Here is a 21,074-nt window from a genome sequence, read left to right on the forward strand (position 1 = left end):
GTGACATCTCATTGGCAATTCAGACGGCTTGATGAGTCAGCGTTCATAGCTCCTGAGCAAGCTGCAAAGCTTTGGGTCGGAAATGAAAAGTGTTCTTGTCGCGGGAGCAGCCGGGTTCATCGGGTCCCACCTGGTTGATCGACTGTTGTTAAGGCAAGAAATCAATCGAATTGTTGCTGTTGACAATTTCTGGACTGGTACGCGTGCCAATCTGGATCATATCGCCGACCCTCGCTTGGTCGTGGTAGATGTGGCTGTTGAAGATTTTCAGCAGGGGAGCCTTTTTGACGAGATCTATCATCTCGCCTCGCCTGCTTCGCCTCCCTGGTATATGCAAGATCCGGTACGAACCATCTCGGCCAACGTAATAGGAACTATGCGGCTTCTGACCCTTCTTCGCGCCGGGGGCCGCTTCTGTTTCACGTCCACGTCTGAGGTTTACGGCGATCCGCTGGTAACACCGCAACCGGAAACTTATAGGGGCTCCGTTGATTGCACGGGGCCGCGTTCATCGTATGACGAAGGTAAGCGTTGCGCCGAGGCCCTGCTTTTTGAGAGTAACCGATTGAGCGGGCTCGACATTCGAGTTGCAAGATTGTTCAACGTCTACGGACCTAGGACACGACCTGACGATGGACGCGCAGTATCAAATTTCATCACGAATGCGCTGTTCGGCAAACCTATAATCGTTTTTGGCGACGGCTTGCAGTCGCGGAGTTGGGGATACGTCAGCGATATCGTGGACGGCCTAGAACAATTCTTCTGGGGGGAGGAGCATGGTTATATTGGTCCCCTGAACATCGGAAACGATCGTGAGATTTCCGTTGTCGATGTTGCCCGTTACGTCGCTGGCTTGGTGCCAGGCACCAAAATCGTGCATGTTGATCCGATCCCCCAAGATCCGACGAACCGCTGTCCGGACTTAACTCTAGCGCGGAGGATCATCCCCGGCTGGGCCTGTCAAATACCTCTTGAAGAGGGTGTGCGCCTCACCCTGGATTGGTTTCGCCGCCAGCAACAGAACGACTTGTCCAGTGTGTCCTCGGACTCGGTGGTTGCCGCATCGGTGTGAGTGGGATCCGCCCCGATAAAATGTGACCGAAAAGGGGAGAAATGTGCTCGCCGCAATCCGGTTCCTTCGAGTGCGGAAGGCTCCGCCCGCGGCAATGCATGCTTCCCCAGCAACTCCTCCAACGCGTGGTCGGCAACCTTATGGGTGTTCGAGCGGCGCGGATGGCCTCGGCGACGATCCCAGTTCGTGATGGTCACACCTTGCGCTGGCAGGTGATAAGGCCCGTACGACCGGAAGGCTGGGCGATCAGAGGCAGTGGCATGCCTTGATCAGGAAGATTACTCCCACGAAGTAAGGCAGGGCTAAAAGCCCCAAGGCGATCCAGAAGCCGGGTTCGGCCATTGCGGCGAGATCTGACAGAAGTTGCTTCATGTCGCCTCGGTCCACGCCCCCTGATCGCTCCGCATCCGATCCACAAGGAAAGAGCCCGCTCTTGAGGGAGGGGGAAGCGAGCTCTTGGCTGGGGCTTATGACCCAGCAGCACGGCGGACTTGAATTTGTACTGCGCCGGCTGCTGTCCAAACCATAATCGGGCAGCTTTGTTCCCCCGTCGTCGGCTATGGTCCTGGGCGCAGCCCGTGGTCCCGCCGAGGCGGCGGTCTATCTCAAAGCATAGAGATAGGCGGCGATGTCACGCGCTTGCTGCTCGGTGATGCCGGTGGAGGGCATGGCGGTGTGCGGATTGATGTCCCTTGCTGACCGTATCCAGCGGATCATGTTCTCCGGATTGTTAGCCAGCACGCCGCCAACATAGATCCTGTCAGATAGACTGGCGTCCAGGCGCGGGCCGACGTGGCCTACCGCCCCGGGTACACCGGTGATGGTGTGGCAGCCGGCGCAGCCATTCGCCAGCATGATCGGTATCGCACGTGCGCCGACGCCGCCTGTAGCGGCGTCCGCCTCTTGCTGCACCCGACGGGCTCGGTCGGCCCACAATGCGAGTGCGCCGCCCGCGACGAACAGAAGAATGCACACGGCGATGATCAATTTAGATGGGCCAAGGCGCATGCGCGACCTTCCTGGTTCCGCTCGTCGTTATCCAGAGGCCGGCCAGCAATAGCGCTGCCCCGCCATAGATAAGGCCGGCCGGGACCCACATGACGAGCCCGGCAAGCTGCTGGTCCTCGATCGGGCTTAAATTCCACACCGCCGCCCCGGCAGCATTCTCCGGGTACCAGAGCTTCGGCGATAGAAGAAGCAGGACGCCGAGCAGGCCGGTGTGCAGGGAGGTGAAGAAAAGATGCATCACGGCACTTCCATAGGCCTGCTGTTGGCCTTGGCGCGGCAGCAACGCCCACCAGAAGAGCAGGCCGGTGCCGAGGAAGCTTGCATGTTGCGCATAATGCAGCACGCCATGCTCGAGCGCTGCCTCAAACAGGACCGGAATGTGCCACACCCATATCGCGATCCCGTGAACAATCGTTGCGGTGACAGGCCGGCTCGCAAAGGTCCAGAGCGCTCGCAGCGATTTGCCATGCCCAACCATGCCCAGGGCACGCCGAAACGTTACGGGAAATGCCCACAGCAGAGCAGGGGCGGGGCAGGCAGTGACCAGCAGCGGCGCCGCCACCGCCATGAGCAACTCGTGCTCGATCATGTGCGCGACAAACAGCCGCTCGCCGAGAGCATGGATCGGACTGACCAACGCTGCCGTCAGTACGCTCCAGCCGGCGGCAAACAGCAGCGCCTGACGCATCCGTAGCGGACGGCCGCGAGTGCTGCGGCGCCACAGCCGCATCGCACCGGCCATGTAGATGAGCGCGACGGCCGTCAGCGGGACCGTGATGGGAAGCGCAAGTGTCCATCCGGACTCGGGCGCGCCGGAGCCATAACAGATCGAGGTGGAGAAGAACGCGTCCAGGTTCATCGCAGACACTCGTCCAGGATGAGCGCGGCGCTTCCCTGCATGATGATGACGAGTGCAAACAGCAGAGCCGCCAGCATGCCGAGACTGGCGACGAAATGCTCTGTGCCGCGCGTGCGCTCTGGTTTGAAAGCGGCGCCGCCTTGCCGCTTTGCCTGCCAGGACAGAGCACCGCCCATAAGCGAGAACAAGGCGAGCAGCAACGCTAAGGGAAGCACGACCGGCACCTGGTGATTGCATTGCCAGGGAACCAGCGAGTAGTTCAGTTGCGTCGAGACCGCCCAAGCCAACGGGCCCGACAAAAGCCCACCCCAGGAAGTTCCCAACCGCACCGCGCGCATGTCAGCCGAGCCTCGGTACCCAATAGATCAGCAGATAGATCGGAAGCCAGGTTGCGACCACGAAATCCCAATAGAAAACATTGTCGCCGACGTCGCCGAAGCGTCGCCCGCTATGGCCATGGCGCGTGAACATCAGCACCGTCAGCACGATCGTATCGCCGACATCTGTTATCAGATGCGTGGTGTGGAGCCCGAGCAGCACCCAAAGCATCGAGCCGTAGGCGTTCGTATCCCAGTAAACGTTCAAAGCCGGAAACTCGAACCAGCGCACAAGGAGCGGGGCGAGCCCGAGCAGCGACATGATAACCAGTCCGATCCGCACCGGCACGATGGCGCATTGCTTGGCATAGCGATCGAGGATGTGGTTCGGCACCAGGCTGGCGATCAGCAGCAGCGTGACGATCGTTCCTGGCCAATGGTTCGGCTGCGGTGCACTCAACGGCCATTCAGGCCAAGAGAGCGCCAGGTAGAGATAGGCGGCTGCGGTGAGCGCAAAGCCGGTGCCCTCCAGAGCCATGAAGGCGAGCGTGCCCCACCAGGTCGGGCTGCGCGGACCATGTCCAAAGGTGGGGAGGCCGGAAACATCTGTGACGGGACGCTCGTTCATTCCTCGTCCTCCGGATCACCTTTTGGCCAGAACCAACCGATCAAGGTGACCGCGATTGGCAGGGCGCCCCACACGATCGCCCAGGGGGTGAATATCGAATAGAGAAACGTGCCGCCTACGGCGAGCGCCGCAAACAGCGGCCAGATCGACGGTGTCGCCGATTTCTCGCGGATGTCGGGATGGGCTTCGGCGACTGTCGAGACCAGCAGCTCGCGCGCGTCGACGCGAAGCCCGGTCGCTACAGGGAGGGCGTCGCGCTCGGCCCAGAGTGGCTCCGCGTTGGTGACGACCGGAATGCGCGCGAAATTATAGCTCGGCGGCGGCGAGGGCGTTGCCCATTCCAGCGTGCCGCCATCCCAGGGATTGTTGCCTGCCGCCGCGCCGTTCGACGCGCCATGCACAAGATTGACGGTGAACAGGACGAAACTCAGGAAGAAGACCACCGCGCCTGCTGTTATGAACAGGTTGATGTTCTCCCAGCCAAGCTCGGCCGGATAGGTGTAGACCCGTCGCGGCATGCCCCACAGCCCAACGAGGTGCATCGGGAAAAAGGCAGCGTTGAAGCCAATGAAGGCCAGCCAGAAATGCAAGCGCCCCAGGCGCTCGCTCATCATGCGGCCGGTGATTTTAGGAAACCAGAAATAGGCCGCACCCAGCAGCGGGAATACCGATCCGCCGATCAGCACGTAGTGGAAATGCGCGACGACGAAGTAGGTGTCGTGCACCTGCAGATCCAGCGGTACGGAGGCCAGCATGACGCCGGTGAGACCGCCGATGACGAAGATGAAGAAGAAGCCGAACACGAACAACATTGGCGTGCGGATCACCGGTCTGCCGTCCCACATCGTTGCCAGCCAGCAGAAGATCTGTACCCCGTTGGGAATAGCGATCATCATGCTGGAAGCGGTGAAGAAGCTGGCGCCGAGCTTGGGCAGGCCTGTCGCGAACATATGGTGGACCCACAGGCCGAAGGACAGGAAGCCGACCGCGATCAACGACAGAACCATGCCGAGATGGCCGAACACCGGTCGCCGGGCGAAAGCCGGGATGATCGAGGAGACCATGCCGGTCGCCGGCAGGAAGATGATGTAGACCTCGGGGTGACCGAAGAACCAGAACAGATGCTGGAACAGCAAGGCATCACCGCCTTCGGCCGGGTTGAAGATGTGTGTGCCGACCAGCCTGTCGAGGATCAGGAATGTCGAGGTGATCATCACCGCCGGCATTGCGAAGACGATGACAAAGGAGGTGACCAGCATCGCCCAGACGTATAGTGGGATCTTGTCCAGCGACATGCCGGGAGCACGCTGCTTCAGGATCGTGACGATCGTCGCCACCGCCACAGCCAGTGAAGACACTTCGGTATAGGTAATCATCTGCGCCCAGACGTCGGCGCGCTTGCCAGGGGCGAATTCGGGACCGGACAGCGGCACATAGGCGAACCAGCCGACGTCCGGCGCCATGTTGAGAGCGAAAGACACCCAGGCGAACAGGCCGCCCGAGACATAGACCCAGTAACTGAACGCATTCAGCCGCGGAAACGCGATGTTGCGGGTGCCGACCATCAGCGGCACCAGATAAATGCCGGTCGCCTGTACGATCGGTACCGCGAACAGGAACATCATCGTGACGCCGTGCATGGTAAACAGCTGGTTGTAGAGGTCCGGCCCGATCAGCCCACGCTGTGGTCCCGAGAGCTGAACACGCATAGCTACTGCGTTGAGCCCGCCCAGACACAGAAAGATAAAGGCAGTGATCAGATAGCGCCTGGCGATCACCTTGTGATCGACGCTGGACAGCGCGCCGATGATGCCGGGCGGCGTACGCCAGGTGCGCTCCAGCCACCGCTGGAGATCGGCTTCCTCCATGCCGGTATCGCGCGGTCCGTCATGCTCGGGAGCGAGATCGCCCTTTGCTTGGGCTTCCGCCCGCAGGTCGCGTCCGCTCGTCAGGTCGGCGCTGGTCATTTCAGCCCCTCGAGGTAGACAATAATGGCATTGAGCTCGTCGCCGTTTAGAGCCGTCACAGGCATGTGGGAGCCGGGCTTGATGCCTTGCGGGTCTGCGATCCAAGCGGCGAGATTGCCGCGGCTCATCATCAGCGTTCCGGCTGCAAGAGTTTGCCGGCTGGCTATGTGGGTGAGATCGGGCGCTACCGTGCCGCCTGCGGGTGTGCCGCCGATCCTGTGGCACATCACGCAGGGCCGCTGGAGGAAAAGGTCCGCGCCGGCCTTGGCTTCGGCATTGGTCGGAGCGGCGGCAGGCCGCAACTGGTCGTCCAGCCAGGCATCGAACTGCGGCCGCGGCTCGGCGATGATGAAGGTGCCCATATTGGCGTGCTGCGCGCCGCAGAACTCAGCACATTGACCACGATACACGCCTGGCTTGTCAGCCCTGATGTCCAGCACATTCACATATCCGGGGATGAGGTCGAGCTTGCCCGCAAGGCTCGGCACCCAGAAGGAGTGGATTACGTCTGTCGAAGTCAAAAGAAGCCGAACCGGCTCGCCGGCTGGAATGTGGATCTCGTTCGCCGTCGTCAGGATGCGGCTTGGCTGAGCATTCTCGTAGCGCACTTCCCACCACCATTGGTGGCCGGTCACGCGGACCGTCAGCGCCTCGTCCGAGCCGACCCCGGCAAGGGTTCTGTTGGCGAAGAAGCTCAACAGGGTCAGCCCAATTAGGATCGCCGCAGTCACCCCAACCGCAGTCAAGACCACGCGCATTTTGCGATGTTCGGAAGCGAGGTCGAGCACGAGCGGATCGTTTCCTGTTCGAACTCGCCGGAACAGGGTGGCGACCAACACGACCATCACCAGCATCCACACGGCCGCGCATAATGCAGTGAAAAACCAGATCAGCCAGGCGAGCTCGCCCGCGGCGGGGCCTTTCGGATCGAGAGCGGACTGCCAGCCGCTGCAACCTGAAAGCGCCAGGAGAGCGGCTGCGCAACACGCTTTGGGAAAAAAGCGTTTCACGGTGATTTCCCCAGCGTCGCGGCATCGGGGAGGCGATTTTCCGACGGATGGACCATCATGTCGTCGTTACGCTGCGGTGCGGCGGAGGAGGGCGCGTTGCCGCTCAGCGAACGTACGAAGGCTGCAAGCTCCCAAATCTGATCATCGGGTATCTTGTTTCGGAAGCTCGGCATGCCGTTAGGCCGCCCGTCCCGGATCGTTGCGTGGATACTCTCGATCGAGCTGCCGTAAATCCACTTCTCATCCATCAGCGCCGGTCCCATGCCGCCGCCGCCATTGGCATGGCACCCCGAGCAATTGAACCAGCTGAACAGGCGCTTGCCCTCGCTGAGATGAAAGGCGTTGGCCTCGAAGCTGGCCGCCTTGTTGTCGCTCGGGAGCGGCCTTTGGCCGCCTGGCTCCAGCGCAGTCACCGGCGTTGGCTGTTGGCCGGACCCAAGGGCCGATTGCGGACGTGTGTCGCGCTCTTCCCGCTGGCAAGCGGCAAGGGCGAGCATCGTCGACAATAGCACGGTGAGGCTCCGCTTCATCGCGCCGCGCTCCCGCCGGTATCAAGGCGCGGCACACCGTATCGGGCCAGGGTCGCGTCGATCTCAGCCTTGTGCTTGGCAAGGGCTGCATCCACTTCGTCGTGTAGCGCGTCGTCCCCGCGTCGGACGCCCATGGAGATGTCGTAGACCATTGGCAATTGAGGCCCGTCGATTCGAGGTGTCACGGGCGTGATGCGCAGCGGTGTCTTCTGCTTGGCGGCGAAATAACCAGCGAGCGGGCCCCAGACGACGGCAACATCGATCTCGCCGCTGGCCACCGCCTCGACAATGCGCGCGGGCGGGTTGGGAGCCGAATAGTCGCCATAGACTGGATAGCCGACGAGATGACCGACAATGCCGCGGCGGCCGAGTGCCTGGACCGGTGGGGAATTAGCGCCGTCATCGCCGATGAGCTGCACGCCGATGCGCAGAGTGCGCAGGCGTGGATCGTTGAAAGACGTGATCTCGGGACTGTCCCGCCGCGTCACGAAGACATAGGTCGAGCGGTAATAGGGAGTGGTGGCGCGGAGCATTTCGAGATTGGCGGGGGTGCCAGGTATGAGATCGCACAGGCCTGCCTTGAGCGTGTTGCGAACGAAACCGCGGCGTTGGGCCCACCAGGTATAGGAAAGTCTTGCATCCAGTTCTTTGGCGATGATCTGGGCAATCTTGTTTTCGAAGCCCTGTCCAGCGGCGTTGGAAAACGGCATGTTGTTAGGGTCGGCACACACCTTGAGTTCGCGGGCGTCGGCGGCAACCGCGAAGAGCAGCGAGGCAAACGCTACCACCGCGGCTACCAGACCTCCGTTCGCCTCGCGTCTTCGAACTGCCTTCAACTCGAAAGCATCAGGGGAGCCGGAACACATAGAGCGTGCCTCCCGCCGTGGTCGCGTTCTTCAGGTCTTTCATCGCGTTGACGAAGCCGAGCGCGGCGGTAGCGTCGCGCGAGTCGAGGTCGCCCGATACGATCGCGCCGGCCCAACCGCCGACGCCCGAAAGGATCGCGACATATTGGTGACCGTCGGGGCCGCGATAGGTGACCGGCTGGCCGATGATCCCGGACGATGTCTTGAACTGCCAAAGCAATTCTCCCGTCCTCGCACTCACAGCTTTGAACCAGCCCTCCATTGTGCCGTAGAACACGACATTGCCGGCGGTGGCGACCGCGCCACTCCACACCGGAAAATTTTCTTTCAGGCTCCAAGCTGGCTTTGCGGCCGCGATGTCCCAGGCGGTGAAGGCACCGCGGTTGCCACCCGGGCCCGGGATCATGCGCACATTCATGCCGACATAGGGGGTGCCGGCGATGTAGTTCACCTCGAGGCCCTCTTCGTCCATGCACAGATTGTTGTGTGGGATGTAGAGCAGTCCTGTCTTCGGCGAGAACGCAGATGGCTGCCAATCCTTGAGCCCGGATGCTGTCGGGCAGATATCCCGGATCACCCTGCCGGTGCCGGTTTTCTTGTCCGGGTTTTCGATCAGGCGCCCGGTTTTCAGATCGACGCCCTTGCTGGAATTGACGGCCCCATAGGGTGTCGCCGACAGGACTTCCCCGGTGGTCCGATCCAGAATGTAGAGATAGCCGTTGCGCTCCGGGCGGACGAGCACTTTGCGCGGCTTACCCTGCCAATTCATATCGAGCAGGATCTGCTCGTTGATGCCGTCGTAGTCGTGCAGGTCGTGCGGGCTCCATTGGTAGAACCATTTCGCGGCTCCGGTATCGGGATCGCGCGCGAAAATCCCGGAGGTCCATTTGTTGTCGCCGGGCCGAAGGTCCGGATTCCACGGCCCTGGATTGCCGGTCCCGTGATAGATCAAGTTGAGGTCCGGATCGTAAGAGATCCAGCCCCACATGTTGCCGCCGCCGATCTTCCAGGCTTCCGGCGGCCATGTGGTCACGCCAAGGTCCTTGCCCTTGTCCATGTCGTAATGCGGCTTGAAATCCGGCCCGATCAGCACGTCCTTGTCCGGTCCGGTGCCGTACGCCGTCCAGACGACATGTCCGTCGCCCGCGTCCAGCGCCTTGACCCAGCCGCGCACACCCATCTCGCCACCGGAATTGCCGACCAGCACTTTGCCCTTCACCACAAGCGGCGCCATGGTTATGGTCTCGCCGATGTTGATGTTGCCGACATGTGCGTTCCACACCGGTTGGCCAGTGGCGGCATCCAGCGCGATCGTGTGACCATCCAGCGTGTTGAAGAAGAGGCGCCCGTCGGCGAAGACCGCGCCGCGGTTGACGACGTCGCAGCAGGCAACGCCCTGCGCGGCAGGTTCAGGATTTGGCTCATATTTCCATTTCATCGGCGCGCCCGGCTTGGAAAGATCGAGCGCGTAGACGATGTTTGGAAAAGGCGTCACGATATACATCGTGTTCCCGACGACGAGTGGCGCCGCTTCCTGACCCTTGTTCACTCCGGTCGAAAAAGTGAAGGCAACTTGAAGGTTCTTGACATTGTCCTCGTTGATGTCCGCCAATTCGCTGTAGCGCGTCGAGGCATAATTCTTAGCCGGCATTGTCCATTGGCCGTCATCGGGTGGCGCGGCCGCGGCGGGCGGTGCGATGGCGGGTGTCGCCGCGGACTGCGCGGCCGTGGCGTTCAGCAATGAGCAGCCTGCGGCCAGTACCAGCCACTTCAACGGCCTAAAGTCGAAACTGCGGCCCTTTTCCGCTCCTCGACCGTCTGGTGTCGTAGATGCGTATTCCCCCGCCACTTTCAGAGGTCCCCTCATTTGCGGATCGAACCTCCCACTCCGGCGCCGAGTTCCGCTGCGACGTCCGCCTCGGTTCCCGCGCACAACGGATGACCCCAGCCGGAGGCGCTCTTTCCGCCAGGATCGAGATCGTAGACAATGGCGTCCTTGGCGTTGGGGTTGACGCCCGCCGGAACCTTGTCCAGGCCCAGGTCTGCACGCAGGCGCCAAGCGACATTGTGATCGGCGCAGGAGGAGTCGCCGCTGATGCCAAGCCCGCCGACAATCGTTTTGCCGTCGTAGAGAGCGAGGCCGCCGCCAAATGCCACGACGCCGCCGATCGGCTTGCCAATCAGCGGATCGCTCGCACTTCCAAAGGTCTTGCTGTCGCCGGCATAAGCGGCTGCCTGGTTGACAGGATTGGTAAGCTGCAAGCCGAACAAGGGGCCACCCGGCTGAACAGAAGCATATAGGTTCGCCGTCGAGAGAGCCATCTGGGCAACGCTGAGCCCGTTGGCCGTGCTTGCCTTTTCGGCTGCGATCAGCCGGCTGCCGGGCCACTGCGCGTCGCTGGTGGGGCCGCTGAAAGCAACGGCGCAAACTGTCCCGTCACGCGTAACGATCGCCGCCCATTCATTGGTCTCGAAGCCGCCATTGGCAGGGCCTCCGCTTGCTTTGACGTTTGCCTTGAGGGCAGCCAGGAGCTTGGCGTGGTCGGCGGGGCAGGGTAGCTGTGCCCAGGCCCTGCTTTGCAGCAATGCACAATTAACGAGTACCAGGAGGCTGAAAGCCAGGGAGGAAAGCTGTGGGCGACCCATGATCCGGAGCATTCGTTGAAACACAATGTGGAAAGTGGGAGCGCTCACAGAGCAAGGAATCCCCTGGCAAACTGAGCTATGTTCCCACACTTTCAATGGAACTCGGACGAGGCCCCTATGTTCCTAGTTCCTGAAATTATGATGGAAGGCACAGACGTTGCGACCACGGGCAGCAGCTCAGGCTGCCGCCGACCGTCAGCGGGCCGATACAGACATTGCCGGGCCAAACAGCTCGACCAGTTCCTCACGGCTCTCCGCACCTATGGATTTTCGACGCCTGAAAGTGCGGACGCTATGCGCAAGATAACCGAACCGATGGACAGGCGGTTTTGCGCCCAGGCCACAGACCTGGAACCACATCATGGCATCATGTGAGCCTGATGCGCATCCATCGTTCCCATGTTCTGGCTGAGATGGTTCATGATCCACACCGAGCCCAAAACGACCAAGGTCACGATCAGCACACCGAAAGCGAGCGCGAGCACGTTGTTGGTGTTGTCAGGTCCTGTCGTCAGGTGCAGGAAGAAGACGAGATGGACCCCATTTGTGCGATGGCAAGCACCGTCAGGGCCGAGATCACGGCTGGCTGGTAAATTAGATCGGTTTGTGCCGCAATGAAGGACGCCACTGACAACAGGATTGCCAGGCCAAAGCCCAGCAGATAGCCGGAAAGGCCTCCCGCCACCTCGTGTTCCTCGCTGCGTTCTTCGCCTGGCGCGGAATCGCGGCGGTCAAGCATGTCCTCGTTCCGGCTGTCCATTTCGCTCATGATGACGCTCCCAGCAGATAGACCAGGGGTGAAGATGGCGATCCAGATGATGTCGAGCGCGTGCCAGAACAGGCTGAAGCAGTGAAGCCGGCGCAATATGTCGGGACGAAAGCCTTTTATCCAGAGCTGCGCCATCATGGTGCCGAGCCAAAGCAGGCCAAGTCCAACATGAGTTCCGTGGCAGCCCACAAGGGCGAAGAACGCGGACAGGAAGGCGCTACGTGATGGGCCCGCCTGCTCATTCACCATGGCCGCGAATTCCTGCACCTCCAGGAACAGGAAGGCTGCACCAAGCAGGCCGGTCACCAGCAACCAGAACTGGGTGGCGGCCATTGACCGGCGGTGGGTCGCGAGCATCGCAAGGCCGCCGGTGAAGCTCGAGGTGAGCAGCAGCGCCGTCTGTGCGGCGACGCGCGTCAACTCAAACAGCTCCTTGCCGGTTGGCCCGCCCGCCGCCGAATTGGACAGGACGGCATACGCGGCGAAGAAAGCCGAGAACATTATGATGTCCGACAACAGGAAGATCCAAAAGCCGTAGGCAACCGTGACGAACTTCGAGGCCGGGCCACCCTCGCCGTGGCCGGTCGCCGAGAACAGATGGTGGCCTTGCCCTGCGGTGCGACCCAGCCGGTAGGGATCGCGCGTTGCGGTGCCGGCGGGGATGTCGCTCATGCCACACGCTCGGCGGCGGCGGCCAGGAAGACGATCAGGGCCGCGCCGAGCGGAATAGGCTGGTCAAAGGGAACGGCCGACCAGTCGAGCTTGCCGAGCATCGTCATCCTCCTTCATCGTGCTGGTGAACCATGGGCGGCGCTCCCGCCTTGGGTTCAGCTTTTGGCCTCACCTGCGGCTCTCCGGCGGCGGTTGCAGCAGGTCCCGGCCCTGGAGGCAGCGTCTGGCGCACGACCGCATCGAACAAGCCCGGCTGCACATGGCCGAACGAGGATGCCGGCGCGTTGATGCTTTGCCTGGCAAGCTGGCGATAGGCGCTGGCGTTGAGCACGCCGCCTCCGCCATGCAAGGAGGAGGCCCAACTGGCGAAGGCGTCAGCCGAAACTGCCCTGACACGGAAATTCATGTCCGAAAAGCCATCGCCACTGAAATGCGCCGACAGGCCGAAGTACTCGCCCTCGCGATCAGCCTGCAGGTTGACCCCGGTCTGCATGCCGTTCATGGCATAGACCATGCTGCCGAGCTGGGGCACGAAGAAGGTGTTCATGACGCTGGCCGAGGTCAGTCTGAAACGCACCGGCATGCCGGTTGGAATAACCAGCTGGTTGACCGTTCCGACACCTTGATCGGGATAGAGGAACAGCCACTTCCAGTCTAGCGCCACCACCTGGATTTCGAGTGGCGGCCGGCTGGAGTCGATCGGCTTGCGAGGATCAAGATGGTACGATCCATAATAGATCAAGCCACCGAGGAAGAGGATGGTCAGCGTCGGAATCGACCAGACGATGAGCTCGATCCGGCCGGAATAGGTGAACTCTGGATCGTACTGAGCCCTGCGGTTCGAGGCACGGAATATCCAGGCGAAGGCAAGCAACGCGACCAGCGTCGGAATGACGATGACCAGCATCACGGCCAGTGAGTTCAGGAGGATCGTACGGTTCCCCGCGCCGACCGGTCCCTGCGGGTCGAGCACGCCTCCGGCGCAACCCGACAGGGTTACCGCTGCGAAAATCCAGAGAAACGATAGGCCTCGATTACAACGGTGTGACACTGGAAAACATCATAGCCAGCCGCCGTCCCCGGGATGAGTACCTGCATAACTGAGGCGCGGGCTGCTGTTCCGCAAAGGCGCGCTTTTGTCTCCAACGGCGAAGAGCGCTGCATCGAGATGATGACGGAGCGTCTCGCGCGCCCCACGCTCCGCTTTTAACTTGTTCTACGTCAGCGTTACGGCAAGCTGGGGGCCGTGTGGTCGGCCTGCCTTGTCGGCCACGCAATTCGCCTCGACATTTCGCGAAAGAGACTGCGCCTAACGTGCTGCAGGCTGGATGCTTCTCCTTGCGGAAACGGTCAGCAAATGTCCAACTCGGCGGTACCGCCGGTGCTACGGCGAACGCGAGCCCTACAAGATGCAACCCAACCTCGGGCGAGACGCGGTTGCGCGCTGGGACGTTTCGCGATCACACAATATCGGTTGGCTTGGCTCTTAAAGGTTCGGCCCCGTGTGTTCCTCCCCGACGAGCTGTTGATCTCCCGGTTCGCGATCTGCGTCGGCGGGTCTCCGATTGCCTGCTATGTAGGTGCGATTTCAGGCAACCAACTCGAGCTGCCAGCATTGATTTGGGATAGTCTCGGGAGAAATGCCATGCTGCAATTCAACCTGCCTCGAGAAGTTGCAATCGGTGATGAAGTTGCCCTGACGAGCACGGTCATGGACATGCTTCCCAGTGGACGCGCCAGGGTGAGCATCCCCTCTTATGATCGTCCTTATGCGATCGATGCGCCCCCCAGAACTCACGTCGGAGACAAAGTCGTTCTTGTTGGGGACGTCACTCGGGTCGATCCTGAAACCAACAAGCTGAGCGTACGGATTGATTGTGGCGGGGTGGTTACCGTCCACAAATCGGCAATCATAAGGCTCAAGAAAAATTGCGCGGTCCGAAATGGCTGACGCATCACCCCGCGACGCAAAGCTCGCCAACGAGGCCGAGCTCGCGGGATGGGATATCCACGCCATCTCGCCGCGCCGGCCTTACCGACGGGCTGCGCTCGATGAAGCTTGACCTCATCGGCGAGGTGGCCGAACTCGCGCGCTATATCGGCTACTGGAAGCCCTATGCGACGAGCCATGAAGGGCTTGACGCCAACCGTGCGATGCAGACCGGGGTCCGCAACGCTGTGTTGGCACTGGCGGAAGCGGTCGAAGAACGGCGTGCAGGGCAGTTTCCACCGATCGGGACATCAATCGGGACAGGCCACGACGCTCCGCGTTCGATATGGCGTGACGGATGAGGGAGATGCCACACTGGGTTCGCGGTGCCTGGATTCTCTTGAAGGATGCAGTCACCGGCTTCATCAACGACAATGCGTTGAGCCACGGGGCAGCGGTGGCTTTCTACGCCACGACATCGCTGGCGCCGATCCTTCTGATCGTCGTGGCGGTCGCTGGTCTGGCGGTGGGCAAGGATGCGGCCCAGTTCGCCCTGTCAGCGGAGATATCCGGCGCGATGGGCGCGCAGAGTGCCGATCTGCTCAAGGCGACGATCGAGACGGCTTCGCACAGATGGTCCGGGACGCTTGCCACGCTCATCGGATTGGTGACGCTCTTCGTCACTGCCTCCGGTGTTTTCGGTGAGATGCAACAGTCGCTGAACGAGATATGGAAGGTAAAAGCCGACGGCCTGTCGCTTTCGCGCCTAGTGCGGGCGCGTGCGGCAAGTCTCGGCCTGGTTGCCGCACTGGGCTTCATGCTGATGGTATCGCTGGCGGCAAGCGCAGCGATCACAGCGCTGAGCGAAGTCATCAATCACCATTTGCCGTTCGGCGAACTGGTGCTCAGCACGGTCAACACGGTTGTCTCTTTCTTGCTAATTGGGCTGCTCTTCGCAGCGATCTACAAGGTCTTGCCGGATCGCACGCTCAAATGGCGCGATGTTGCCGTCGGGTCGGTGGTCACTGCGTTGCTGTTCACCATCGGCAAGTCGCTGATCGGCTGGTATATCGGCACCAGCGCGATAGCGACTTCCTACGGAGCGGCAGGCGCGCTGATAGTGGTGCTGCTTTGGGTCTATTATTCAGCGCAGATCTTCCTCTTCGGTGCAGAAATTACGCGCGCTTACTCGGTCAGGCGTGGAAGCCGGCCAGACCTTGCGCCGGTAGTGGCGTTGAGCGGCAACAAGATAGAAGCGCCGCGCCGGCCTGAAGTGCATCACGGCGAGATCGCCGCATGGATTGTCGTAAGCAGCCTGATCACCGCGCTGGTCTCGCAATTGTGGCGGCGAAAGCAGGATTGACGTCGCGCGGGGCACGATTGCAAAAAGCCGTAGCATCTTGATTCAGCCCCGTATGGGCGCAGCACCATTGAAGATAACAGGGTCCCGGCCGCTGCGCAGGAGCAAGGCGAAGGTTATCCGTGCTGTCCGGCAGCCTTGATCCGTGGAGCGTGGCGCGGTCGTGCCGCGCGTTTGGACGCTTGACGCCTGTGGCTTTGGCAGAAGGAGTCGGTCTGCCACAGCGGGCGGTTCGGCACATAGCGCGGGCCCGCGCTGTACTCCGGCATTCAGGTCCCGTGGGGAGGACTTAGGCGGTGCGAAGGCACTGTTTCGTTACCCTCGGACCTGCAAATCGGGGCCTTGGCTCGGGGCTGTGTCGATCATCGGTAGCATCGCGCGTTCACCCTGATAGATACTCACCAGGCGGGATCGAAACCCCGAGAAAAAGCGGGTCGAAGCTGAGCGGTCGAGTTCTCCAAATCGGTGACCGTTAGCGGCTGGCCGTCTCCGAGGTCGACTGCGAAAATGCGGGCTTTGCAGACAGGCGGTGACGGCGGCCACCCCTTCAGTCAGAAATGGGCTTCTTTTCATGTGGAGATCCTCATCGAAAGATACATTGATCAAATCATATTGTTCGATTTCGGGGTCGAAAGGGGGATCGCCAACATCTGCCATCGATAAGAAGAATTGGACGAGATGCAATTCATTGGGATAAATTGCACATAACGCAATGACCCGATGAATTGTAGGTTGAGCGGGCAACAAAGGTATTGCGAACATCTGTCGTCTTGTCTGTGATTTAACCATAGCTGGTACACGAGAAGGCAATTGGTGATCGTCGGGCCGGGCAAGCGCTATTCCTCCGCGGTTTGGAGACGGTGCGTCCGCTCCCGAATGTGCCCGGCGTCGCGATACAGGCGGCGTGAGTTGGATATGCAAGAGAGGGCTTGCAGTGCACCAACGTGCATATCTCGACTAGTGTTGGTGTTGCCGGAACCGTGATCGACCAGGCAGGGAGAACTCAGATGTACACCAATATCCTCGTGAGCACGGATGGCTCCGACGTCGCCAGGAAGGGCGTTGAGCAGGGGATAGCCTTGGCGAAAGCCTTGGCTGCCAAGGCGACAGTTGTCACTGTCACGGAGCCCATGCTGATTGACTATGGAACCGGATTTACCTCCGGGTCTATTCCTTCGCAGGAGGAGGTTGATAGTTTTGAGGCCGCGAGCAAGGAATTCGCAGGGCAAGTCCTCGATCAAGTCAGGGAGGAAGCTGACCGGATGGGGGTATCCGCAGAATTTCTACATGTCCCGGATGCCTACCCGGCCAAGGCGATTATCGACACCGCCAAGTCACGAGGCTGCGACCTGATTGTGATGGCTTCCCATGGCCGTCGTGGCATCAGAAAGCTTTTGCTGGGAAGCCAGACATCGGAGGTTCTCGCGGATGGAAGTGTGCCTGTATTGGTCGTGCGGTAGCCAAACGAAACCGGAGAAGTGCTGGCTTCCTTTGCGCTCAACCTTCCGAAAGAGACGGTATCCTGTGACGACGATGTCTCCAGTCGGCCTCGGCATTTAGAGGTGCCGCGCAATGGCATCCATGACTGGCGCAGGCTAGACAACGATAACGCGGGCGCCGTTGCGCACTGTCCCGAAGAGTTCAAAAACATGCTCGTTCAACATCCGGATGCAGCCGGATGATGCAGCTTTTCCAATGGTCCAGGGCTCATTCGTCCCATGAATGCGATACAGCGTGTCCTGGCCATTGCGATACAGATACAGCGCCCGCGCGCCGAGAGGATTGTTTGGGCCTCCCGGAACGCGCTGCGGCAAGCTCGGGTTACGGCGTCGCATGTTGGCGGTGGGGGTCCAGGTCGGCCATTGGGCTCGTCGTCCGACGATTGCCTCTCCATCCCATCTCTGTCCGTCCCGACCGACTGCGATGCCGAAGCGGATCGCCCTGCCGGCGTCTTCGACATAGTACAGGAAGCGCTCCTGCTTGTTGATTAGGATTGTTCCGGCGGTTTCCCTACCTAAGTAAGGCACCGTTTGCCGACGGAATTGCTGGGGGATGCGCGTTTTGTCTACGAGAGGGATGTCAAACGGCTTATCTGGAATTGTTCCAATATACCAACTTTTTTGGGAAGCTTCCGCACGCCCGGACAGCGCCAGAAATGATATTCCCCCAACGATCACGGATCGTCTGCTCAAAGAATTCACCAAATGAACCTCCGAAATATGATGACTTGTTGGCTGGTATTTTATGAGCTTCGATGAGCCTGCGCTATCGGGACCAACATTTCTGACATCGGCCTCTCCGCTTGAGGGTGCAATCTCTTATGCCATACGAGCGCCTCGTCAGGCTGCGTGGTGTTCCCGGCGGTCAGTTCGAACCGGCGTCCAATCTCCAGCTTCGCCAAGGAATGGGCTCACTCTTGTCTTCGACAAGATTACCTCAGCCGAAGACTCCAATCACGTACTCGAAAGCTGATGGCTGAGAAGGCAATTGTTGGCCAGGAGGCTGTTCAGGGAAAGTTTGCCGTTGTTCGACCGCTCCGCCAAAGGAGGGTGCTTGAGGCCCAGCCAGCCCGCCTCCCGCGCCTCTTTGGGCGAGATTCCGAACTCGCGCTTGAATGTCCGGCTATATGTCGAGGGATCCATGAAGCCCCACTCCTCCGCAATGCTCGAAATCGGGCGTCCGTCCGCGATGTTCCCGAGCGCGTCCCTCGTTTTCAGCAGCCGCTGTCGCCGGATATAGTGCGAGATTCCTCCGGCTGGTTCGAAAATCCGATAAAGTCGGGAGCGTGAAATGCCGAGGTCTTGCGAGAGCTTTCCCGGTGTCAGATTCCGGTCGGCCAGATTGGCTATTATGATCTTGTTTGCGCGGGCCATGATGACCGCGTCGATCGGCTCCTGTGCTTCGAAAAAGTGATCCCGGGACGGGGAAATGCATGCGGCAAGCAGGCTGGTGGTCGCCGATGCGATATACGGGACGTCGTTTTCGGTGCGATCGGGGAAGGAATGATAGAGCAGCAGAACATAGTCGGCGACGAACGCAGCCATCTCGGGCCGGATATCGAGCGTGAAGGGTTGCGAGAAGGCGAAATCCCGCGGAAGGAATAGCGCAAGGACACCGTCATCCTCACCCTGGTCTTCATGGGGTGCACCTAGGCATTGCCAGCGTAGCTGTCCCATTCTTGGCGGGCCGCCGCCCGCGGGGATTGTCTGGGGCACCGAGAGAGCCCAGTGGTCGAACACCGGACTCCTTCTGCTGCGCCACCGCCGACGGTACCCCATCCCGGGATATTCGATGAAAGCCAGCACGAGGCTCTCCAATCGCCACGCCCGCTCGCGCGCCGAGAACGAGCCGAACTCGTCTCGCAGCAATTCGACGTCGGCAATATTTGAGTGCCAACTCCGGAAAAGGTCGAATTGCTCGGCCGGTGGCGCCTGCGAGGTATCAACGTCTACGACGCATCTTAGAGGTTCTGCGGTCCCGATCGCTTCGCTTTCGCTGACAATTGATGGCTTGTCTTGCATTGAGGCAAACTCATTGCTTGAAAGAGGGTGACGGCAACCCCATGGAATTCTCGATCAAGAGACCAGACGTGTCGGGCTCAGCCCCGGCGGATGTAGCCGCGGCGAGATCGAGGTTATGCGACTTGAAATCCCGACACCCGCACCTGCTTGGGTGGTATAGAACCAGTCGACAAGAACATCTCGCCCAGCCAGCAGAATCGATGATGTGCGGATGTCGGCCGCGTGTATGGCAACTGCTCCAGCGATCGGCTCGCCAAGAGTATCGCTTCGTACTGTTACCTCCATCACAAGCTCCTATCGCGCTAGCAGATCAACAATGAACGATGTGCCTTTCGCAAGGAGACGGTCCTGACAATTAAAAATCCAGAGTGGAGTTATCGAAAATCATGATGCTAAAGACGAGGACAAGGCCGAGCTTAAACGGTCAGCGATTTTTGAAAAATATGCGAGGAATCCATAATATGGGTTTGACGTATATTTCTTGTAGCTTGTGGGATGATCTCCAGGCGCCCCCGACCTCTGCCAGGAATCCGTCACTGTCTTGACGAAAGGGACAATCCCAATGAATTGTTGATCAGGAGGTTGCTCAGGATGCCAGCATCCGCGACTGGCTCATCCACAGTCAGCCAGGTCGAATGCTTGACGCCCTGCCACCCGAGTTCGCGCGCTTCTCTTGGAGAGATGCCGAACTCTGTTTTGAACATCCGGCTGCAGGTAGACGGATCGTGGAAGCCCCATGCTTCGGCTATGCTGGAGATCGTTCGCTTGTCCGAACTATCCGCCAGGGCGTCGCGCGTTTTGAGCAGCCGCTTGCGTCGCACATAGTTGGACACACCGCCTACCGGCTCGAAAATCCGGTAGAGACGGGAGCGCGAGACACCGACCGCACGGCAGAGTTTGTTGGGCGTCAAGTCGGGATCGCTCAACCTCTCCGCGATACGCTTGGCGATCCGAGCGGCAGACACCGCGTTCACAGGCCCTTGTGCCTCTGCCAGATGATCTTTTGTCGGCATAAGAGCCGCCGCGGAAATATTGGCGGTCGCGGTAACGATATGGGGTAGATCCGCTTCTCTCAAGTGAGGAAGTGAGCGATGCAGGAGAACCGCGTAGTGGGCAAGAAAATCAAGCGCTGCGTCGCTGGCTTCGATTTTCGATGATCTGGTTGCCGGCCATGTGCGCGGCAGAAAAAGTGTGATGAACAGGTCGTCGTTGCTCACTCCAACATCGGGCAGGGCCAGACACCTCATGCGGGGCCGACGAGATATCATCTCGCCCCCAGCACACCGCGAGAACGGCACCGACAGCATCCAGTGATCCAACAGCGGTCGTCTGCGATGTTCCCATTGTATCTCGTAGCCGGAGCCTGGAATTTCGATGGAACTCAACGCCAGATCGCCCAACTGCCATACCTGATGACGAGCCGGGAAGGCGGAGTGCTCAGCTCGAAGAAGCTGTATTTCGGCAGCCCCGGTAAACCATGATCGATAGAAATCAAACTGTTCGGCTGGGGGGGCCAGCAAGCTGCTTACGTCGATGGCGCATCTTAGAGGTTCACCCGCAAAAGGGTCGGTGGGAACGCCGGCAGCGGTTACTCTCGCGTCCATAACAAACTCCTGTCGTACAAGAGACGCCGAAGTATAGGCAACTCAAGGGGTCGGCAGGCCGTATCCCGCAAGGAAAACCGACAATAAAACACGCCTCAACCTGCCGCCGCGGATGAGATTGATTTGAGACAATCTTAAGCCGGAGATACGCCCCTAGAGTGGGCTAGGAATCCCAAACGTAGGCAATGCGTTTATTTCTCGTGGAAACTGGGACAGCGTTTTTCCCATCGTATTTACCCTTGCGACCATGGCCATTCTCGTCGGCGCCGAGCGCACCTTGTGGAGTGACTTGCATTTCTCTTGCTTGCGACCCAC

20 protein-coding genes and 2 pseudogenes are annotated in these 21,074 nt (G+C 60.3%); 5 read left to right on the forward strand and 17 right to left on the reverse strand.

What is annotated here, in order from left to right:
• Positions 1-82 precede the first annotated feature (82 nt).
• Positions 83-1,072, forward strand: a complete 990-nt coding sequence (locus tag LB532_RS27205) for an NAD-dependent epimerase/dehydratase family protein (RefSeq protein ID WP_140641783.1) — start codon at positions 83-85, stop codon at positions 1,070-1,072.
• Between the two features lie 246 nt (positions 1,073-1,318).
• On the opposite strand, the gene LB532_RS30165 is transcribed toward LB532_RS27205, so the two are convergent.
• From LB532_RS30165 to cyoA, 14 genes and pseudogenes are all read right to left on the reverse strand, one after another.
• Positions 1,319-1,444 (reverse strand): hypothetical protein, encoded by a 126-nt coding sequence (locus LB532_RS30165; protein WP_263487607.1) that lies wholly within the window; start codon positions 1,442-1,444, stop codon positions 1,319-1,321.
• 228 nt (positions 1,445-1,672) lie between these two features.
• The gene (locus LB532_RS27210) at positions 1,673-2,080 is read right to left on the reverse strand and encodes a c-type cytochrome (protein ID WP_140641785.1); all 408 of its coding nucleotides are present in this window, start codon (positions 2,078-2,080) and stop codon (positions 1,673-1,675) included.
• Positions 2,061-2,939, reverse strand: a complete 879-nt coding sequence (locus LB532_RS27215) for a cytochrome c oxidase assembly protein (RefSeq protein ID WP_140641787.1) — start codon at positions 2,937-2,939, stop codon at positions 2,061-2,063. The genes LB532_RS27210 and LB532_RS27215 overlap by 20 nt, the downstream gene beginning before the upstream one ends.
• The gene (locus LB532_RS27220) at positions 2,936-3,277 is read right to left on the reverse strand and encodes a hypothetical protein (protein ID WP_140641789.1); all 342 of its coding nucleotides are present in this window, start codon (positions 3,275-3,277) and stop codon (positions 2,936-2,938) included. Before LB532_RS27220 ends, LB532_RS27215 begins: the two co-directional genes overlap by 4 nt.
• Position 3,278: 1 nt before the next feature.
• Positions 3,279-3,884 (reverse strand): heme-copper oxidase subunit III, encoded by a 606-nt coding sequence (locus LB532_RS27225; protein ID WP_140641791.1) that lies wholly within the window; start codon positions 3,882-3,884, stop codon positions 3,279-3,281.
• Positions 3,881-5,851, reverse strand: a complete 1,971-nt coding sequence (gene ctaD, locus LB532_RS27230; RefSeq protein WP_140641793.1) for a cytochrome c oxidase subunit I — start codon at positions 5,849-5,851, stop codon at positions 3,881-3,883. The genes LB532_RS27225 and ctaD overlap by 4 nt, the downstream gene beginning before the upstream one ends.
• On the reverse strand, positions 5,848-6,861 hold the full coding sequence (gene coxB / locus LB532_RS27235; protein ID WP_140641795.1) for a cytochrome c oxidase subunit II: 1,014 nt from the start codon (positions 6,859-6,861) through the stop codon (positions 5,848-5,850). Before coxB ends, ctaD begins: the two co-directional genes overlap by 4 nt.
• The gene (locus LB532_RS27240; protein ID WP_140641797.1) at positions 6,858-7,391 is read right to left on the reverse strand and encodes a c-type cytochrome; all 534 of its coding nucleotides are present in this window, start codon (positions 7,389-7,391) and stop codon (positions 6,858-6,860) included. The genes coxB and LB532_RS27240 overlap by 4 nt, the downstream gene beginning before the upstream one ends.
• Positions 7,388-8,179 carry a substrate-binding domain-containing protein gene (locus tag LB532_RS27245; protein WP_224557471.1) on the reverse strand — a complete coding sequence of 264 codons (792 nt, stop codon included), beginning with the start codon at positions 8,177-8,179 and terminating at the stop codon, positions 7,388-7,390. Before LB532_RS27245 ends, LB532_RS27240 begins: the two co-directional genes overlap by 4 nt.
• 58 nt (positions 8,180-8,237) lie before the next feature.
• Positions 8,238-9,998, reverse strand: coding sequence for a methanol/ethanol family PQQ-dependent dehydrogenase (locus LB532_RS27250; protein WP_224557472.1), 1,761 nt, complete (start codon positions 9,996-9,998; stop codon positions 8,238-8,240).
• Positions 9,999-10,120: 122 nt separating this feature from the next.
• Complete coding sequence (locus LB532_RS27255; RefSeq protein WP_224557473.1) at positions 10,121-10,999, reverse strand: GlcG/HbpS family heme-binding protein; 879 nt, start codon at positions 10,997-10,999, stop codon at positions 10,121-10,123.
• Between the two features lie 263 nt (positions 11,000-11,262).
• Positions 11,263-11,663: pseudogene (gene cyoD / locus LB532_RS27260) on the reverse strand (cytochrome o ubiquinol oxidase subunit IV).
• Positions 11,664-11,668: 5 nt separating this feature from the next.
• Positions 11,669-12,344, reverse strand: a pseudogene (gene cyoC / locus LB532_RS27265) (cytochrome o ubiquinol oxidase subunit III).
• A gap of 103 nt (positions 12,345-12,447) precedes the next feature.
• Positions 12,448-13,395 carry a ubiquinol oxidase subunit II gene (gene cyoA, locus LB532_RS27270; RefSeq protein ID WP_140641801.1) on the reverse strand — a complete coding sequence of 316 codons (948 nt, stop codon included), beginning with the start codon at positions 13,393-13,395 and terminating at the stop codon, positions 12,448-12,450.
• 594 nt (positions 13,396-13,989) lie between these two features.
• Between cyoA and LB532_RS27275 the strand changes: the two genes are divergently transcribed.
• The 4 genes from LB532_RS27275 (at position 13,990) to LB532_RS27290 (ending at position 17,094) form a co-directional block, all read left to right on the forward strand.
• Positions 13,990-14,295, forward strand: coding sequence for a preprotein translocase subunit YajC (locus LB532_RS27275; protein ID WP_140641803.1), 306 nt, complete (start codon positions 13,990-13,992; stop codon positions 14,293-14,295).
• A gap of 101 nt (positions 14,296-14,396) precedes the next feature.
• Complete coding sequence (locus LB532_RS27280; protein WP_140641805.1) at positions 14,397-14,636, forward strand: hypothetical protein; 240 nt, start codon at positions 14,397-14,399, stop codon at positions 14,634-14,636.
• Positions 14,637-14,641: 5 nt separating this feature from the next.
• Positions 14,642-15,637: a YihY/virulence factor BrkB family protein gene (locus LB532_RS27285; protein WP_140641807.1), complete on the forward strand. Its 996-nt coding sequence runs from the start codon at positions 14,642-14,644 to the stop codon at positions 15,635-15,637.
• A gap of 1,004 nt (positions 15,638-16,641) precedes the next feature.
• Complete coding sequence (locus LB532_RS27290; protein WP_140641809.1) at positions 16,642-17,094, forward strand: universal stress protein; 453 nt, start codon at positions 16,642-16,644, stop codon at positions 17,092-17,094.
• 135 nt (positions 17,095-17,229) lie between these two features.
• Here the strand turns inward: LB532_RS27290 and LB532_RS27295 are convergent, their stop codons facing one another.
• The 3 genes from LB532_RS27295 to LB532_RS27305 all read right to left on the reverse strand — a co-directional run bounded on the left by LB532_RS27295 (position 17,230) and on the right by LB532_RS27305 (position 20,759).
• Positions 17,230-17,835: a L,D-transpeptidase gene (locus tag LB532_RS27295; RefSeq protein ID WP_140641811.1), complete on the reverse strand. Its 606-nt coding sequence runs from the start codon at positions 17,833-17,835 to the stop codon at positions 17,230-17,232.
• Positions 17,836-18,087: 252 nt separating this feature from the next.
• Positions 18,088-19,155: a helix-turn-helix domain-containing protein gene (locus tag LB532_RS27300; protein WP_140641813.1), complete on the reverse strand. Its 1,068-nt coding sequence runs from the start codon at positions 19,153-19,155 to the stop codon at positions 18,088-18,090.
• A 533-nt stretch (positions 19,156-19,688) separates the two neighbouring features.
• On the reverse strand, positions 19,689-20,759 hold the full coding sequence (locus LB532_RS27305) for an AraC family transcriptional regulator (protein WP_140641815.1): 1,071 nt from the start codon (positions 20,757-20,759) through the stop codon (positions 19,689-19,691).
• Between the last annotated feature and the right edge of the window lie 315 nt (positions 20,760-21,074).

Source organism: Mesorhizobium sp. ESP-6-2 (assembly GCF_020164675.1).
Classification (GTDB): Bacteria; Pseudomonadota; Alphaproteobacteria; order Rhizobiales; family Rhizobiaceae; genus Mesorhizobium.